This window comes from Streptomyces sp. NPDC028305 (assembly GCF_055569495.1).
In genome coordinates this window covers 230,603-247,423 of record NZ_JBVHTN010000010.1, presented here as the reverse complement: position 1 = coordinate 247,423, position 16,821 = coordinate 230,603, and the positions used below count along the sequence as shown (strand labels likewise).

Here is a 16,821-nt window from a genome sequence, read left to right as displayed (position 1 = left end):
GCGCCGGGTACCGGCCTCCCCGCGCGCCATGCGCCTATCGTGGGCGGCGGACGGGGGCGTCGACCTGGCCCCCGCGCGTCGAAGAGGGGGACCGCGTGACGAAGGAGCCGGAGGAGCACGGGAAGGCTGCCATACCGGCCGTGCTCGTACGGGGGCTGTGGAAGCGCTACGGGGAGCAGGTCGCGGTCGCCGGGATCGATCTGGAGCTGCCCGCCGGGCGGTTCATCGGGCTGGTCGGGCCCAACGGCGCGGGCAAGACGACCACCCTGTCGATGGTGACCGGGCTGCTGCGGCCCGACTCCGGCACGGTCGAGATCGGCGGCCACGACGTATGGCGCGACCCGGTCGCCGTGAAGGCCCGGATCGGGGTGCTGCCCGAGGGGCTGCGGCTGTTCGAGCGGCTGTCCGGCCGCGAACTCCTCGACTACACCGGGCGGCTGCGCGGACTGCCCGCCGACGAGGTCCACAAGCGCGCCACCCAGCTGCTGGACGTGCTCGACCTCGCGGGGGCGCAGCACAAGCTGGTCGTCGACTACTCGACCGGCATGCGCAAGAAGATCGGGCTGGCCGCCGCGCTCCTCCACAACCCGGAAGTCCTCTTCCTCGACGAGCCCTTCGAGGGCGTCGACCCGGTGTCCGCCCAGACCATCCGCGGGGTGCTGGAGCGCTACACCCGCTCCGGCGCCACCGTCGTCTTCTCCAGCCATGTCATGGAGCTGGTGGAGTCGCTGTGCGACTGGGTCGCGGTGCTGGCCGGCGGACGGATCCGGGCGCACGGCCCGCTGGACGAGGTGCGGGGCGCGGCGCCGTCGCTCCAGGACGCCTTCCTGGAGCTGGTCGGCGCCAGCGACCGAGCGACCGGGCACGACCTCGACTGGCTGGGCGGCGGCGCCCGATGACCGCCACCGGCCCGCTGACCGCCCTCTTCGTCCAGCTCAAGCTGTCCCTGCTGCGCAACGGACTGCGGCAGTCCGCCGGACGCCGCGCCGCGTACATCACCTCCGTCGTCCTCACTCTCCTCTTCGCGGCGTTCCATCTGCTCGGGCTGATCCTGCTGCGCGGCAACGACCACGCCGCCGCGCTGGTCACCCTCCTCGCCGCGGTCTTCGCCCTCGGCTGGGCCGTGATGCCGCTGTTCTTCCCCGGCGGCGACGAAACGCTGGACCCCACCCGGCTGGTGATGCTGCCGCTGCGGCCCCGCCCGCTGGTGGTCGCCCTCCTGGTGTCCTCGCTGATCGGCGTCGGCCCGCTGTTCACCCTGACCCTCATGGTCGGCTCGGTGATCGCCGTGGCGCACGGCGCGGCGGCCGCGGCGGCGGGGGTGCTCGCCGTGGTGCTGGCGATGCTGCTGTGCGTGGCGCTGTCCCGCGCCGTCGCGACCGCCAACAACCGGCTGCTCACCAGCCGCCGAGGCCGCGATCTGGCGCTGCTCAGCGGCCTGTTCGTGGCGGTGGGCGCACAGCTGGTCAACATAGGGGTGGGCAAGCTGTCCGGCCAGGACGGGCTCGCCTCCCTGGAACCGCTCGCGGACGTGCTGCGCTGGGTGCCCCCCGCGGCCGCGATCGACGCCGTCCAAGGCGTCGGCGACGGCGCGTACGGGACGGCGGCCGCCCAGCTCGCCCTGTCGGCCGGTCTGCTGGCGCTGCTGCTGTGGTGGTGGCAGCGCGGCCTGACCCATCTGATGACCGCGCCCGACTCCTCGACCATCCAGGCCGCCGAGCCGGGCCGGAAGCGCCCCGGCTCGGCCGCCGGGCGGCCCGCGCTCCAGCGCCTGCTGCCCGACGACCGCACCGGCACGGTCGTGCTGCGCACGCTGCGCTATGCGTGGCGCGACCCGAAGACCAAGTCGGCGTGGGTGACCTCGCTGGCCATCGGCCTGCTGCTGCCGGTCGTCACCAGCGTCCAGGGCGCGGGCAGCGTCTACTCCTCCTGCTGGGCGGCGGGGCTGCTCGGCATGCAGATGTACAACCAGTTCGGGCAGGACTCCTCGGCGTTCTGGATGGTGGCGCAGACCATTTCCACGCCGCGCGAGGCCTATCTGGAGCTGCGCGGACGCGCGCTGGCCCTCTCGCTGATCGGGGTGCCGTACGTCACGCTGGTGGTGCTGGGCGCGGCCGCGCTGATGGACGACTGGGCGGCGGCCCCCGAGGCGCTCGGCCTCGCCCTGGCGCTGTTCGGCTCGCTGGTGGCGACCGGGGCCCTGGCCTCCGCCCTGTACCCGTACTCCATCCCGCAGGACAGCGGCTACAAGAACGTGGCGCCGGGCCAGGTGGGTCTCGCGTGGCGGTCCATCCTCGCCGGGATGTTCACCGGCGTCGCGCTCTGCGCGCCGCTGCTGGCGGTGACGATCTGGATGCACGAGTCGGGGGCGCACGACCGGCTGTGGCTGCTGCTGCCGCTGGGCACGGCGTACGGCGCCGGGGTCGCCCTGGGCGGCCTGCGGCTGGCCGCGCCGCGGACGGCGGCACGGCTGCCGGAGATCCTGGCGGCGGTCAGCAAGGGCTGAGCCGCCACCCCGCTCGGCGCGTAGCCGAAGCCCGGCCGACGGAGCGCCGGCCGGGCGACGGGTGGTTCAGCGGATCACCGGGTCTCGAGCAGGCCTGCCGCGAGGACGCTCTGGTAGTAGAGGCCTGCCGCCCGGCGGCACAGCGCGCGCTCGACGGCGGTGTGGTCGACGGGCCAGTCCCGGCTCTCGCAGATGGTGTTCAGGTCCTGGTGGAAGACGCGGTCGATGCGGTCCTTGCCGGAGTCTCCGTTCACGCTGTTGTGGAAGGACTCCTTGCCGAGCAGGGCCTTGGAGTTGCGGTACCCGAAGTCGTGCCGGTAGCAGGCGAATGTGAAGTCGAAGCCGCCGATGGAGTCGGGGGCGGGCGCGTTGCACCCGTTCGTGGACCAGTCGAACTCGTAGGGGTCGGGCGAGCCCGCCTGGTGTTCGTAGAGGGCCGTGTACCAGGCGCGGCGGGCATCCTCTCCCTCCTGCGTCAGGCTGTTCAGCCGGGCGAGCTTGTCGTCCGAGACCGTGGGGGCGGTCGGCGCGTGGAGGTCGGTCCACTGGTCGTCCGCCCCGCTGCCGCTGTACATCTGGACGGACCGGTGGTCGGAGGCGAGGCGGTAGAGGCGGTCGCCGCTGGTGGTGAAGGCGGCGGCGGGCCCGCCGACGCGGTTCCACTGCTCGGGTCGGCCGTTGTACTTGTAGAGGTCACCGGTGTCGGGGTTGGTGGCGTACAGGGTGTTGCTGCTGAAGATCTCGCCGGCGGGCCCGCCGACCTTGTTCCACTGGCTGTGCTCGGCGTCGTATTCCCACACGCAGCAGCGGTCGGGGGTCAGTTTGTAGACGTTGTTGTCGGTGACGGCGAAGGTGGCGCCTGAGCTGCCGATGCCGGCCCACTGGCCGTCCTCGTACTTGTTGAGGTCGCCGGTGGCCGGGTCGGTCGCGTACAGGGCGGCGGCGGGGCCGGTGTAGAGGTCCTTGGCGGGGCCGCCCACCTTGGTCCACGCGTCGCCCTGGCCGGTGTACTCCCACACGCCGGTGCCGTCGGGGCCGATGCCGTACAGGTGCTCGCTGGTGGCGGCGAAGTCGGCGCCGGCGCCGCCGATGCGGGACCACTGGCCGGGCTCGCCGTTGTACTTGTTGAGATCGCCGGTGGCCGGGTCGGTGGCGTAGACGGCGTCGGCGCTCGCGTAGAGGTCCTTCGCGGGGCCGCCCACCTTCTGCCAGTTGACCGTGTCGGAGGACCACTCGTAGACCGCGGAGTTGTCTTCGGCCAGGGCGTAGACGCTGTCCTCGGCCGAGACGATCTGGCCCATGGCGACGGGCTCACCCGACGCGGGCTGCTGGGTGTCGGCGTACGCGGGGATACCGATGACGAGAGTGGCCGCGCCGAGCAGGAACAGAAACTTCTTGGCGGTGGAGATCGAGATTCCTTCTGGCTGAGATGCCGGAGAACGACGCATACGCATGGGTAGAGTCCCTTCAGCATTGATGTGATTCCGAGCACCGGTCCGTTCGTGGGGATCCGGTGCGATGACATCGACGCTGCGGGCCGGGCTGTTTTCCATCAAGATCGTTCATCTTCGGCGCAGGTCGGCGGCGGACATCGGGGGATTGTCCGCGGACAAAGGGGGGTTCATGGGCAGGTCTGGCCGGCCATTCGAAGGGCTGAGGGGCGAGTCGGAGCACATCAACGCGTTAGCAGGAATGCTGTGCCGGCTGACGGAAGGCCTGACGCTGCGCGAGCTCGCCGAGCGCTATCCGCAAGGCGGCGGAAAGACGTTGTGGGGGCAGTACCGCTCCGGTGAACGGGCGGTGCCCGCCCACATCCTGCATGAGGTCATCAACCGCCAGGTACCCGACGCCCGCACCCGGCAGCAGCGGCACGAAGAGGCCAAGCGCCTCTACGAACTGGTCGCGCAGAAGCAGCAGCGGCAGGCCCCGGTATCGAAGACACAGCAGGCCGTGGAGAAGGCCGTACAGGCGCAGACGCAGGCCGAGACGGACCTGGCGGAAGCGGAAGAGCGCATCCGGAGCCTGGTCGAAGTCATCCACCGGCTCGAGCGCGGGAAGACGCAGGACCCGACAGCGGACTCGGATGCCGGGGACGAACTCCGCCAGGCCAGAGAGAGCCTGACGATCGCCGAAGAGGCCAAGTCCGACGCGTTACAGGCCCGGAACACCGCCCTGGAGGACCAGGAGAAGTACCTCCACTCGGACGCCGGACCGCGCGCTCCCCAACAGGCGTCGTCCGGGGCGGACCGCCCACCGGCCGGCGTCGGCTCCCCGGCGACCGGCAGCACCGGCAGCACTGGCGACCGCCGGGGCCGGTTCCGGCGCTGGCGCACCCCCGCCCAGTGGGGCGCGCTCGCGGCGCTGCTGGCCGGCATGTGGTTCGTCACCGACAGCCAGAACACCGCGACGTCAGGCGCGCCACCCACCACGTCCGCCACGCCGACGATCACGACGCCCCACAGCCCGACGCCAGGGCCCTCGGCTCGGTCCTCCGATCCGTTCACGGGCCCGTCCGGCGGCACCAGCCGACCCGCGCACACGGCGACCCCGTCGAAGCCGCAGACACCGTCGGCACCGTCGGCCACCCCATCGCCCGGCAAGAAGCCGCGCGCCCGCGCTGACGCACCGCCGCTGCCGAAGGGCCTGTTCCGCCTGACCAATGCCGACAGCCACCTGTGCCTGTCCGTGCCCCCGGAGAACACCACCCCATCGGCAGGCCTCATCCAGACCGGCTGTGGCGCGAGCCCCGAGCAGTTCTGGAAACTCTCCGTGGAGGACTCCGGTTCGGCCGGAACCACGTACTCGATCCGCAATCAGCACAGCGATCTGTGCCTGTCGGTCGATGCGGCAAGCAAGGAGAACGACGCCATCATCACGCACTATCTGTGCGGTGACGACGAGCAAGATCTGTTCCCGGATCAGCTCTGGAGCTTCCGCTACGACACTTCCCGTCACGCATGGAAGCTGATCAGCCGTAACAGCGGCAAGTGCGTCGCCCTGCCCACTACGAGCGGGGACGAGGAACAAGTGCTGCAAGAAGAGTGCGGCGGCGACAGCTGGACGCTCTGGCGCACCTGAGGGTTCGGGCCGTCGCTAATCGAGGTACTTGCTGTAGACCCAGCCCTTCGTACCGGCCGGAATTCCCGAGCTGGTCCTCTTGGTGATCTTTCCGTACGACCAGCTCTTCTTGAAGTCGTGGACGCCACCCGTCCGGCAGAAGTAGCGGAAGGAATCCCCCCGGTAAAGCGTCCCGATCACTCGATAACGCTTTCCGGGCCCTGTCCGGAATGTTGCACCACTCGTACGGACCTTGAAATTCACATCGGGCGAATCGAACCGGCACGCCGACGCGCCCACCGCGGACGCCGTCGGCGCCACGGCCGTCAAGCCCCCCAGCAGCAACGACGCCGTCAACGCGACTACGGAAGCCCGGTATTTGGCCTGCACGCGATCACACCCCCCGTGATCAGGAACGTTTTCGTCATCGCGCAGACGAGAATAGCACCGGACATTTGCCACTACGCGAGGTCAGGAGGTCCGGGCGTGGTAGTCCAGCAGTCGGGTGAGCAACTGCACGAACTGGTCGCGTTCGGCCGGACTCAGCGGTGCCAGCAGTTCGTCGTGAAGGTCGTCCAGGACCTGGTCGAGGCGGCCTAGTTGACGGCGGCCTTGGGCGGAGATCGTGATGATGTTGCGGCGCTGGTCGTCGGGGTCCGGCGCCCGCTCGACGAGGTGACGCTCGGCCAGTTCGTTGAGCACGCCGACCATGTCACTGCGGTAAATGCCGGTGCGTCTGCTCAGCGTCGCCTGGCTGCCGGGCCCGTGATCCTCCAGGGAGGCGAGCACGGCGTAGTGCCACTTGCGGGCGTCGGCCTCGGCCAGCCCTTCGTTGACCAGCCGGTCCGACCGCGTGGACAGCTGCGACAACAGCCGGCTCGCCCGTCGCCGCAGTCGGTCGGGCGTCTTGAGCGCGCCGTCGTCGGGCATGTCCGTGGCTTCGGCTCTGGTCATGGCGCCCATTCTACCCATTGCGTTAGTCCGACTAGCGATGTACGTTCGCTTGCGCCGACATCGCTAGTGTGACTAACGGTGGTCGGGCAAACCCCTGGAAGGAAGATCCGCCATTCCCACCAAGACACTCCGGATTCCCACCCCTGACGGCCAGGCCGACGCTTTCGCCGCCTCCCCCGACGACGGCGATCGGCACCCTGGGGTGCTGCTGTACACGGACGCTTTCGGCCTGCGACCCGAGCTGGAGCGGAAGGCCCGCGAACTGGCCGGGCACGGCTACTACGTGCTCGTCCCCAACTTCTACTACCGGCACGGCCCGGCACCGGTGGTGGAACTTCCCGAGTACATCGGAGAAGAGGCCAGGCCCGCGGTCATCGCCCAGCTGATGCCCCTGCTCAAGGCACACACCACCACCGAACGCGTCCTGCGCGACGCCGACGCCTACCTCAGGTTCCTCACCACCCAGCCCGAGGTCAGGTCAGGACCGGTGGCCGTGACCGGCTACTGCATCGGCACCCTCCTGGCGCTGCGCACCGCAGCGGCCCATCCCGACCAGGTGGCCGCCGTCGCCGGATTCCACCCGGGCTTCGTGGTCACCGACGCGCCCGACAGCCCGCACCGCCTCATCCCCGAGCTCAGCGCCGAAGTACATCTCGGCCTCGCCGAAGGCGACCTGTCGCCCGCGATCATCAGTGAGCTCAACCAGTCCCTGGATGCCGCGGGCCTCGGCCACACCTGCGAGATCTACCCCGGCACCGTCCACGGCTTCACGATGTCCGACACGGACGCCTTCAGCGCCCCCGGGCTCCAGCGCCACTGGGACCGCCTGCTCCCCCTCCTCGACCGGGCAATGCGGCCGCGGGAGTGAGCGGCAGCCCGACCATGAATCCAATTCAAGTACCGGTACAGTATGGCCGGTATAGTTATTGGTTTCACGAGAAGGACGCCGCGTGATCGAGATCCTGAGCCCCAGCCGACTGACCCGAGCAAAAGACACAGGCGCCGTGGTCGCCCACATCCTCCAGACGCTGAAGAGCCGCAGCGCGATCGGCACGAACCTGCTGGACATCGACCAGTGGGCCAAGGCCATGATCGTCGAGGCGGGAGCGCTGTCCTGCTACGTCGACTACGCGCCCTCCTTCGGGCGCGGCCCGTTCAGCCACTACATCTGCACGGCCGTCAATGACGCCGTGCTCCACGGACGGCCGTACGACTACACGCTCGCCGACGGCGATCTGCTGACACTCGACCTCGCCGTCTCCAAGGGCGGAGTCGCCGCGGACGCCGCCATCAGCTTCATCGTGGGCGACGCAAAGCCCCCGGAGAGCGTCGCGATGATCAGCGCGACCGAACGCGCGCTGGCCGCGGGGATCGCCGCCGCCGGACCCGGGGCCCGCATCGGCGACATCTCCCACGCCATCGGCACGGCCCTCAGCGAGGCCGGGTACCCGATCAACACCGAGTTCGGAGGTCATGGCATCGGATCGACGATGCACCAGGACCCGCATGTCCCGAACGCCGGACGACCCGGCCGTGGCTACACACTGCGCCCCGGGCTGCTGCTGGCACTGGAGCCGTGGGTCATGGCGGACACCGCTCGACTCGTCACCGATGCGGACGGATGGACGCTCCGCAGTGCGACAGGCTGCCGGACGGCGCACAGCGAGCACACGATCGCCATCACCGACGACGGAGCCGAGATCCTCACCCTGCCGAGGTAAGCGCGGCGGCGAGGCCCTCACCGAAGAACCAGTTAGAACCTCTCACGGAAACCATTGACGCCCCGCGCGCCTTCGCGTTATAACTTCTAACGAACGCAAGAGCATCCAGCGAAACGCGAAGCGCAGTGGAGGTCGTCATGAACGCCGGTGGACTCGTCGAGGTCGTCCTGCCGGGCACGGTCGAGCCGGAAGGGCTGGAGATCCGGCACGGAGCCGTCCCCACCCCGGGTCCGGGACAGGTCGTGATCCTGATGGAGGCGACCGGAGTCTCGTTCGCCGAGCAGCAGATGCGCCGCGGCCGGTACTACGACCAGCCGGCGTTCCCCTTCGTCCCCGGCTACGACCTGGTCGGCACGGTGCTGACGACCGGCGAGGGCGTCGAGCCGGGGCTGGCCGGCACCCGGGTGGCCGCGCTGGTCAAGGTCGGCGGCTGGGCCAGCCATGTGGTCGTCGACGCGGCGGACGTGGTGGAGGTCCCCGACGGGATCGGCGCGGCCGAGGCGGAGACCCTGGTCGTCAACGGCATCACCGCCTGGCAGATGCTCCACCGCAAGGCGCGCGTCCGCGCGGGGCAGACCGTCGTGGTGCACGGCGCCAACGGCGGCGTCGGCTCCGTTCTGGTCCAGCTCGCCCACGCCGCCGGTGTGAAGGTGATCGGCACGGCGTCCGCCCGCCACCACGACGCCCTGCGGGAGCAGGGGGTCGCCCCCGTCGACTACCGCGCCGGGGACGTCGCCGCGCGGATCCGCGAACTCGCCCCCGGCGGAGTGGACGCCGTCTTCGACCACGTCGGCGGCCGGGGCATCGTCGACTCCTGGCGCCTCCTCGCCCCCGGCGGCACGCTCGTCTCCTACGGCAGCGCCTCCACCCGGGACGACCAGGGGTCCAAGCAGTGGCCCGTCTTCAAGCTCCTCGGCCGGGTGTGGCTGTGGAATGCCCTGCCCAACCGCCGCCGGGCCTACTTCTTCAACGTCTGGGCCGGGCGGGCCCTGACCAAGAACGGGTTCCGGGACCGGCTGCGCGCCGATCTCTCCCAGGTCTTCGCGGCCTTCCAGCGCGGTGACGTCACCGCCCAGATCGCCGCCCAACTGCCGCTCACCCGCGCCGCGGACGCGATGCGGCTGGCCGAATCCGGCACCGTCGCCGGAAAGGTCGTACTGACTCCGTAGGCCCTGTCCGACGCACGCCGCCACCCCCACCCGACAGCTGAAGGGAACACCCATGTCCAGCAACGGCCCGTCGACCTCACCCGCCCGGCAGTCCCGGCCCCGGACCGGCGTGCGCGCCGCCGCCCTCACGCTCTCGCTCGCCGTCGCCGGCGTCCTCGGGGCGCCCGCCCCGCCCGCCCAGGCAGCCCCGGCCGCCCAGGGCCATCACGGCGGCGCCTCGCAGTGCCGCGGGCAGGGCGTCGACCCCACGGCCCGCATCCGCTATCAGTCCGACGTCGTGATCGACGCGCCGCTGAGCACCATCTTCAAGCTCCAGACCGACGTGGAGCGCTGGCCGGCCTGGCAGCCCCCCGTCCTCACCATGAAGCGCCTCGACCCCGGCCCCCTGCGGAAGGGTTCGCAGTTCCGGTGGACCACCCCGGCGCCCGCCACCCCGTCAACCCCCGCCACCACCCTGGACATCACCTCCACCGTCCGGCAACTCCAGCGCGGCCACTGCATTCTGTGGCGCGGGCCCGCGATCGGCGAAGGGCTGCGCATCGACGAGGGCGTCCACCTGTGGACCTTCACGAAGGTCAAGGGCGGCGTCCGCGTCCACACCGAGGAGACCTGGACCGGCGCCCAGGTCGAATCGGATGTCCCCACCGCGACCGCGGCCCTCGGCGCGGGCCTCGAAGCCTGGCTGCGCGATCTGAAGACCACCGCGGAAGCCCGCGCCCAAGCGCACTGAGACCGTCCGAGCAGTCCGGTCGGCGCTGTGCGGGCGGGATGATGCGGCCAGGCGGCCGAGTATCAGGCTTCCGTGACAGTCCGTCCCGGCATCGGCTCCGCGAGCGCGGCCCGCCACGCCGGCGCGCCGAATGGGCCGCCGAAGTACTGCGTCTCGTGCACTACATGATGGTCAGCGAACTCCATGATGCTCACCGAGTACGAAGGCACGCCGTCGTAGGTGATGACGCATTCGCTCACCCATACGTGAGCATGGCCGGTGATCCGCTGGACGGTGAAGTGCCGGTCGGCCGGGTGCCCGCCACGTTGCGCCGCAATCGTCTCGCGGCCCCGGAAACGCTCGCCCGACTGCGGGTAGTCCAGGATCGCGTCCGCAGCGTAAACGGCATGCTCGGCTTCGATATCCCCGCGCTCCGACGCCCGCCAATGCTCCTCGATCGCGGCCCTGATCCGGGACTCAGCATCCATGGCACCGCCCTTCCGTGGCAGCGACAAGCCTAGACACCCTTTGACCGCAGCCGACCCAATCCGCCCGGGATGTCTCCGGCTTACGCGGGCAGCACCGAGGCCAGGAAGGGCTCCACGGCCCGGCGCCAGCCCTCCGGCTGGTCGTAGTGGACCAGATGGCCCGCCTCCGTCACCTCCGCGTACTGACCCCGCGGCAGGACGCGCACCATCTCCTGCGCCTCCGCCCGGCCCAACTCGCCGTCCGGGCCCCGCACCACGAGGGTCGGGCACTCCACGAGCGCCAGCTCCTCCCAATGGGCGTCATGGGCCCAGGTCGCGCGGGCCTTGAGCATCTGGCGGCGGGAGAAGACCGGACGCCAGCCGTCCGAACGCTCGGTCATGATCTCGGCGAAGAAGTCGCCCCGCGGGGCGCTCGGCCGCTCCAGCCTCGGATCGTCCTCGCCGAACCACTTGCGCACATCGGCGAGGGTCGCGAACGGCAGCGGCCAGGACGCGAACCACTCGGCCCACTCCGCCTGCGAGGCGGCGCCGAGCGCGGAGGCCCGCATATCGCAGATCACCAGGGCCCGGACCAGATCGGGGCGGCGGGCGGCCAGCTGCCAGGCGGTGAGCGCGCCCATGGAATGGCCGATCAGGGTGACGGGGGCCAGGCCCAGCTGCTCGACCGCGGCCTCGGCGTCGGCCACATAGGTGCCCCGGTCGAACGGGCCGTCGGCGGGCTTCTCGCTACGGCCGTGGCCGCGCTGGTCGAGGGCGACGGCCCGATGGCGGGCGGCCAGCCAGCGCGCGGTGTGCGCCCAGTGCGCCGCGCGGCCCATCAGGCCATGGAGCAGAAGAACACCCGGCCCGCGCGACGCCCGCGCGCCGCCGCCCGCCTTGGGCGGCTCGGTGAACTCCCAGGCGGCGAGCCGCACGCCGCCGGCTCCCGTCACGTCGATGCGCCGCACCATGTGCTCCGACACCCCCATTCCTCCCTCGACCGGCCCCAGGATATCGAACCTGTATTCGAACACGCCGTCACGAGCCGACAACACCCCTCGTTCGAGTGACCGCGCCAGGGGATTGATCGTCCGCACCGAGGGGAGACAGCTAGCGGGAGGCGGACTACTCGGGGAAGGGAGTCCGCGGGGGCCGACCCTGAGAGCTCGGGGCTCCGGGTCGCCAAGGCCTCCGGCCGCGCGGGCCGCGTCACAGCGGACCGTGGGGCCGGGGGCCCAGAGGGGGGACATGGGGAGGCAGGGCCCCGGCGGCTCAAGGCGCCGGGGCCCTCGCTGTCCCTACCGTCCTCGCCGTCCTCGCTGCCCTTGCCGTCGATCGCCCGCGGAGCGGCACCGCCCGTCAGGCCCATAAGGAGCCCCCTCCCCCCAACCCGGGAAGGCGGACGAGCAGACCTCGCACGCCCCGCCCCGGATCCCCAGCACACCTCGGCGCACGAGCGCGCCCGTGCATATATGCCTCCGCGACAGAGTCGCACGCGATGGGCCCGGGCGCTCGGTTTCCACCGATTCCGATGTCAGAAAAACCTCAGAAAAAGCCACCGTCGCAGGTCACGACCGTCGAATCGGCCGAACCGGTCGATTCGGTCAGCGTGTCGCCGGAGTTACGCAGGTGCGCCACAAGGGTCGGTAGTGCTCAGCGCTTGGCGACGAACACATGGGACGCGATCTCCGCGTCCAGCTCGGCGGCCTCACCGCTGCTGCCCACCAGCACACCGCCCGGCGACTCCGTCACGCTCACCACCGAGCCCGGCTGCACACCCGCCCGGCGCAGCGTGTACATCAGCTGGGCGTCGGTCTGGATCGGCTCGCCGATCCGGCGCACCACCACCGTCTTGCCCTCCGTGCCCGGCTCCAGCTCGCGCAGGCTCACCATGCTCTCGTCGAGGAACGGGTCGGCCTCCGCCTTCTCGCCCAGCTCCTCAAGGCCCGGGATCGGGTTCCCGTACGGCGACTCCGTGGGGTGGCGCAGCAGCTCCAGCACCCGCCGCTCCACCGCCTCGCTCATCACATGCTCCCAGCGGCACGCCTCGGCGTGCACCTGCTCCCACTCCAGCCCGATCACATCGACCAGCAGACACTCGGCGAGCCGGTGCTTGCGCATCACGCGGGTCGCCAGCCGGCGACCCTCCTCCGTGAACTCCAGGTGACGGTCGCCCGCGACCGTCACCAAGCCGTCCCGCTCCATGCGCGCCACGGTCTGGCTGACCGTCGGGCCGCTTTGGTCGAGCCGCTCCGCGATCCGGGCGCGCATCGGGACCACACCCTCCTCCTCCAGCTCGAGGATGGTGCGGAGATACATCTCCGTAGTGTCGATCAGTCCGGACATGCGTGCCCCTCGAATGTGTCGTGCGGTGGCCCTGACCCCAATTCTGACGCATCCCGCCGACAACGGGGCCTGGTCCGGCGTCGCCGTACCCGTCGGTGCGATCGGGTCCTGATCGGGAACAGGGCCGGTGCGGAGCCAGTATTGACAGCTCCCTGACCGACGGCCCAACGTGATCCGCGCCACTCGGCACCCGACACGGCACAGGATCCGACGGAAAGGTTCACCCCAGAATGAGCGAGAGCAAGCAGGCCGGGCAGTACTTCGACGCCGCCATCGGCCTGCTGCGGCGGGTACGCGACGAGGAGGCCGAGAACATCGGCGCGGCGGGCGCCCTGATCGCCGAGACGGTCGTCGCGGGCGGCCGCCTCTTCGCCTTCGGCGCGGGCCACTCCTCGCTGCCCGCCCAGGACGTCGTCTACCGCGCGGGCGGCCTGGCCCTGATGAACCTGCTCCCCGTCCCCGGGATGGTCGGCGTGGACGTGATGCCCGCCACGCTCGGCAGCGCCCTGGAGCGCGTCGACGGGCTCGCCGGCGTCGTCCTGGACAACAGCCCGGTGCGCGCGGGCGACGTGCTCTTCGTCATCTCGCTGTCCGGGCGCAACCCGCTGCCCGTCGAGATGGCCATGCACGCGCGCGCCCTCGGCCTCAAGGTGATCGGCGTGACCTCCGTCGCGTACACCACCGCCACCACCTCGCGGCACAGCTCCGGAAGCTTCCTGAAGGACCACTGCGACGTGGTCCTCGACAGCAAGATCGCGGTCGGCGACGCCGAACTGAGCGCCGACGGCGTCGGGGCGCCCTTCGGCCCCGCCTCCACCGTCGTCACCTCCGCGCTGATGCAGGCCGTGATGGCCACGGCGGCGGGCGAGCTCGCCGAGCGCGGTATCGACCCGCCGATGCTGCGCTCCGGCAACGTGGACGGGGGCCATGACTGGAACCGGCAGATCATGGCCGACTACGGCGACCGGATCTTCTACCAGCGCTAGGCGCGCCCCTCCGCCGCCTGCGGCGGGCCTGGGACATGTCCTAGCCCAGTTGCTGGGCCAGGTCCAAGGCGGCGGCGACGCGGGCCGAGACGTCCTCCGCGTATCCGGCGTCGGCCCGGTCGAAGGGGCGGCGGCCGGAGCCGCGCAGAAAGGTGACCACGCCCAGGGTGCGGCCACGGCTGCGCAGCACCGCGCACAGGCCGTGGACCGTGCCGTCGGGCCACTTGCGGGCCGTCGCCCACCCGGTGGCGACCGCCTCCTCCACGCGGTTCGCGCTGACCCGCACCGACCCGCAGCGCTCCGCCGCCAGAAGCGCCGGGTGACTCTCCGCGTACGCCACCGGAATGCCCCCCTGGACGATCGCCGGACACGGGCCCGGGGCGCCGCTGCCCGGCGTCGCCGCCGCCCGCACCAGCCGGACCCGGCTCGGCCCGTCATCCGGTCCGTCGGCCCGCGGCCCGCCCAGGACCAGGTCGATCAGGGCGTGGTCGGCGAAGCCCGCGAGCGCGAAGTCCAGATGGACGGTGGCCGCCTCGGACGGGTCCTCGCACTCGGCCGCCGCCCGCGCCGCCCGCTGGAGCTGGTTGCCGCGGAAGCGCAGCCGCGAGCCGTCCAGCTCGTGCCGCTTGAGCTCCGTCACGTCCTGGAAGATCCAGGCCACGCCGAGCGGCACCGGCTCCTCCGCCAGCGGCGAGGCCAGCCGCAGAAAGCCGCTGCGCCAGCAGCGCCGGGCGGGGGCGCCGCCCTCTCCGGCGACGCCCCCGCCCGTCAGGCCCCGTACGCCCCCCAAGCCGCGACCGCCCTCGCCGGACTCCCGCAGGCTCACCCACAGCTCCGTGGGCGCCGGTGGCGCGCCCTCCGCCAGGACGTGCTGGAGCGCGCACTCCAGCTCCTCCAGGCCCTGGTCCAGCAGCTCCCCGAGCGGGCGCCCCAGCGCCGCCGTACGACCGGTGCGCAGCGCGCGCGCCGCGTTCCTGTTCACGACCGCGGGGCGCAGATCGGCGTCGACCAGGACCACGTTCCACGACGCGTCGTCCAGCAGCGCCTCGCTGAGCGCTATCGACCGCTCCAGATCGATCTGCGTATGCACCTCGCTGAACGCGCAGTACACCCCGCCCGGCCGCCCGTCCGCCCGCGGCACCGCCGAGGACTGGGTGCGCACCAGGACCCGGCCGCCGTCCTTGGTCAGCAGCGCGAACTCGTTCACCTGGCGCCCCGGGGCTTCGATCGCCGCCATCAGCCGCGCCTCCACCTCGTGCGCGTCCGCCGCCCGCACCGCCCACCCCGCGAGCCCCTTGCGGCCCACCGCCTCCCGCGCCGACCAGCCCAGGATGCGCTCGGCCTCGCGGTTCCAGTGGGTGACGGTGCCCTGGGCGTCGAAGGCGCACAGGGCGGCGTCCATGCCGTCCAGCAGCGCGGCGAGCAGCCCCGAGTCGTCTCCCGGGTCGGCGCCGCTGCGCGGCGGCCGGACCTCGGCGGCCCGCGGCGGCGTCGGAGCGGACGGCACGGCACGAGCCGGCTGTGCGGGCTCGGAACGTCGCGAAGCGCTCACCGGACACCCCCTGGTGGACCGCGTGCGGTGGTGCACGCCGTGACATTCAACTCGAACGTGACACGCGCCACACCGGATTCCGCGAAATCGTTGCGTCCCGGAAATTCACTTGTGGCGTGGCGAAGCGGTTCCTAGGGTGTGGAGCACACGAGAAGGGAGGTGGTTCGGCAGATGTATCAAATCCGGACGCGTGAGGTGACTGCGGGCTAGCGGTCCGTTGTCGCGCTCAGCGCATTCGCCGGACCGGCGCACGAAGCATGTGCGCAGCCGGCCAATCCCAAGCAGTCACCCGACCCGTGGGTCGCCGGTACGTCCGACCGGCTCCCCTTGCGCCTCGCGGCGCGGGGGAAGACCCACGGGTCGTCTGCGTTCTCCCCTTCTCCTGCTCCTGCTCGGAGGCCCGCCTACGGGCTCAGCCGCTCGACCCGCCAGCCCTCCCCGCCCGTGCCCGGCACATACCGCAGCCGGTCGTGCAGCCGGTTCTCCCGCCCCTGCCAGAACTCCACCGCGTCCGGCACCACCCGGAAGCCGCCCCACTCCGGCGGCACCGGCACCTGCTCCCCCGGCGGATAGCGGTCCGCCAGCTCCCCGTACGCCCGGTCCAGCTCCTCCCGCGAGCCGACCACCGAGGACTGCGCGCTCGCCCACGCCCCCAGTTGCGACCCGTGCGGGCGGGTCCTGAAGTACGCCGCCGTCTCGTCCCGGCCGGTCCGCCGCGCCGTGCCCGTGATCACGACCTGGCGGGCGATCGGATGCCAGGGGAAGAGCAGCGACACATACGGGTTCTCGGTGAGCTCACGGCCCTTGCGCGAGTTGTAGTTGGTGTAGAAGACGAACCCGCGCGCGTCGAAGCTCTTCATCAGCACCGTGCGCGAGCTGGGCCGCCCGGCGGCGTCCGCCGTCGAGACCACCATCGCGTTGGGCTCGAACAGCCCGCTCGCCACGGCCTGCTCGAACCACCGCGTGAACTGCTCGTACGGGTCGGCCGCGAGATCGCTCTCGGCGATGCCCTCCGCGCGGTAGTGCTCGCGCATGGCGGCCGGGTCGTAGGTGCGCGCGGCCGGCCGCGCCGAGAATTGCGGGTCAACGTGAGGCACGCGCATATCTTGCAACATCAACACCGCGCCTCGGGTACTGCCCCGAACGGGCGATTCCCCTGCCCCTTCCCGCCGCGCCGTAACCCTTTCCGCGCGGGCGGAGGCGTGTGCCGCTTCTCACGCTTCCCCGGGGGTACCTCAGACACCAGACTGTGGCTGGTCACGTGCCCGCCGGGCGGTACGCGCCCGGCACGGCCGGATGAGACCCGCCCGCACGGGGCATCACCGGGGTGTCCGGTACGGACCGCGAGCCGCGC

The 16,821-nt window shown here is 71.5% G+C and carries 16 protein-coding genes; 8 read left to right on the top strand and 8 right to left on the bottom strand.

All coding sequences use genetic code 11. From position 1 onward, the window contains the following. Positions 1-95: 95 nt before the first annotated feature. Complete coding sequence (locus ACZ4WQ_RS38755; RefSeq protein WP_358845312.1) at positions 96-899, top strand: ABC transporter ATP-binding protein; 804 nt, start codon at positions 96-98, stop codon at positions 897-899. Beyond that, entirely contained in the window at positions 896-2,506 is a 1,611-nt protein-coding gene (locus tag ACZ4WQ_RS38750; protein ID WP_385345347.1) for a transporter, read from the top strand. The genes ACZ4WQ_RS38755 and ACZ4WQ_RS38750 overlap by 4 nt, the downstream gene beginning before the upstream one ends. Positions 2,507-2,580: 74 nt before the next feature. On the opposite strand, the gene ACZ4WQ_RS38745 is transcribed toward ACZ4WQ_RS38750, so the two are convergent. Further along, on the bottom strand, positions 2,581-3,960 hold the full coding sequence (locus tag ACZ4WQ_RS38745; protein ID WP_398374703.1) for a phospholipase A2: 1,380 nt from the start codon (positions 3,958-3,960) through the stop codon (positions 2,581-2,583). A gap of 64 nt (positions 3,961-4,024) precedes the next feature. Here ACZ4WQ_RS38745 and ACZ4WQ_RS38740 point away from each other — a divergent pair, with 64 nt between their 5' ends. Further along, positions 4,025-5,584, top strand: coding sequence for an RICIN domain-containing protein (locus ACZ4WQ_RS38740; RefSeq protein ID WP_398374704.1), 1,560 nt, complete (start codon positions 4,025-4,027; stop codon positions 5,582-5,584). A gap of 15 nt (positions 5,585-5,599) precedes the next feature. Here the strand turns inward: ACZ4WQ_RS38740 and ACZ4WQ_RS38735 are convergent, their stop codons facing one another. Beyond that, on the bottom strand, positions 5,600-5,827 hold the full coding sequence (locus ACZ4WQ_RS38735; RefSeq protein ID WP_352130525.1) for an SH3 domain-containing protein: 228 nt from the start codon (positions 5,825-5,827) through the stop codon (positions 5,600-5,602). 207 nt (positions 5,828-6,034) lie between these two features. Continuing rightward, positions 6,035-6,517, bottom strand: coding sequence for a MarR family winged helix-turn-helix transcriptional regulator (locus ACZ4WQ_RS38730; RefSeq protein ID WP_398374705.1), 483 nt, complete (start codon positions 6,515-6,517; stop codon positions 6,035-6,037). Positions 6,518-6,629: 112 nt separating this feature from the next. Here ACZ4WQ_RS38730 and ACZ4WQ_RS38725 point away from each other — a divergent pair, with 112 nt between their 5' ends. The 4 genes from ACZ4WQ_RS38725 to ACZ4WQ_RS38710 all read left to right on the top strand — a co-directional run bounded on the left by ACZ4WQ_RS38725 (position 6,630) and on the right by ACZ4WQ_RS38710 (position 10,137). Continuing rightward, positions 6,630-7,385 carry a dienelactone hydrolase family protein gene (locus ACZ4WQ_RS38725; protein WP_398374895.1) on the top strand — a complete coding sequence of 252 codons (756 nt, stop codon included), beginning with the start codon at positions 6,630-6,632 and terminating at the stop codon, positions 7,383-7,385. 82 nt (positions 7,386-7,467) lie between these two features. Continuing rightward, complete coding sequence (gene map / locus ACZ4WQ_RS38720; RefSeq protein WP_398374707.1) at positions 7,468-8,238, top strand: type I methionyl aminopeptidase; 771 nt, start codon at positions 7,468-7,470, stop codon at positions 8,236-8,238. Positions 8,239-8,375: 137 nt separating this feature from the next. After that, positions 8,376-9,407 carry a medium chain dehydrogenase/reductase family protein gene (locus ACZ4WQ_RS38715; RefSeq protein WP_398374709.1) on the top strand — a complete coding sequence of 344 codons (1,032 nt, stop codon included), beginning with the start codon at positions 8,376-8,378 and terminating at the stop codon, positions 9,405-9,407. Positions 9,408-9,459: 52 nt separating this feature from the next. Beyond that, the gene (locus ACZ4WQ_RS38710; protein ID WP_361184111.1) at positions 9,460-10,137 is read left to right on the top strand and encodes an SRPBCC family protein; all 678 of its coding nucleotides are present in this window, start codon (positions 9,460-9,462) and stop codon (positions 10,135-10,137) included. Between the two features lie 62 nt (positions 10,138-10,199). Here the strand turns inward: ACZ4WQ_RS38710 and ACZ4WQ_RS38705 are convergent, their stop codons facing one another. From ACZ4WQ_RS38705 to ACZ4WQ_RS38695, 3 genes are all read right to left on the bottom strand, one after another. Then, positions 10,200-10,604: a nuclear transport factor 2 family protein gene (locus ACZ4WQ_RS38705; protein WP_311724403.1), complete on the bottom strand. Its 405-nt coding sequence runs from the start codon at positions 10,602-10,604 to the stop codon at positions 10,200-10,202. A gap of 80 nt (positions 10,605-10,684) precedes the next feature. Beyond that, positions 10,685-11,554, bottom strand: a complete 870-nt coding sequence (locus ACZ4WQ_RS38700; RefSeq protein ID WP_398374896.1) for an alpha/beta fold hydrolase — start codon at positions 11,552-11,554, stop codon at positions 10,685-10,687. A 682-nt stretch (positions 11,555-12,236) separates the two neighbouring features. Then, positions 12,237-12,929: a metal-dependent transcriptional regulator gene (locus ACZ4WQ_RS38695; RefSeq protein ID WP_311724404.1), complete on the bottom strand. Its 693-nt coding sequence runs from the start codon at positions 12,927-12,929 to the stop codon at positions 12,237-12,239. 230 nt (positions 12,930-13,159) lie between these two features. Between ACZ4WQ_RS38695 and ACZ4WQ_RS38690 the strand changes: the two genes are divergently transcribed. Beyond that, a complete protein-coding gene (locus tag ACZ4WQ_RS38690; RefSeq protein WP_311724405.1) occupies positions 13,160-13,915 on the top strand; it encodes an SIS domain-containing protein in 756 nt (251 codons plus the stop codon). A gap of 40 nt (positions 13,916-13,955) precedes the next feature. On the opposite strand, the gene ACZ4WQ_RS38685 is transcribed toward ACZ4WQ_RS38690, so the two are convergent. Together ACZ4WQ_RS38685 and pdxH are read right to left on the bottom strand one after the other, a co-directional pair. Next, on the bottom strand, positions 13,956-15,422 hold the full coding sequence (locus ACZ4WQ_RS38685; RefSeq protein WP_311724406.1) for a PAS domain-containing protein: 1,467 nt from the start codon (positions 15,420-15,422) through the stop codon (positions 13,956-13,958). Positions 15,423-15,871: 449 nt separating this feature from the next. Further along, positions 15,872-16,570: a pyridoxamine 5'-phosphate oxidase gene (pdxH, locus tag ACZ4WQ_RS38680; protein ID WP_398374712.1), complete on the bottom strand. Its 699-nt coding sequence runs from the start codon at positions 16,568-16,570 to the stop codon at positions 15,872-15,874. Positions 16,571-16,821: the final 251 nt, after the last annotated feature.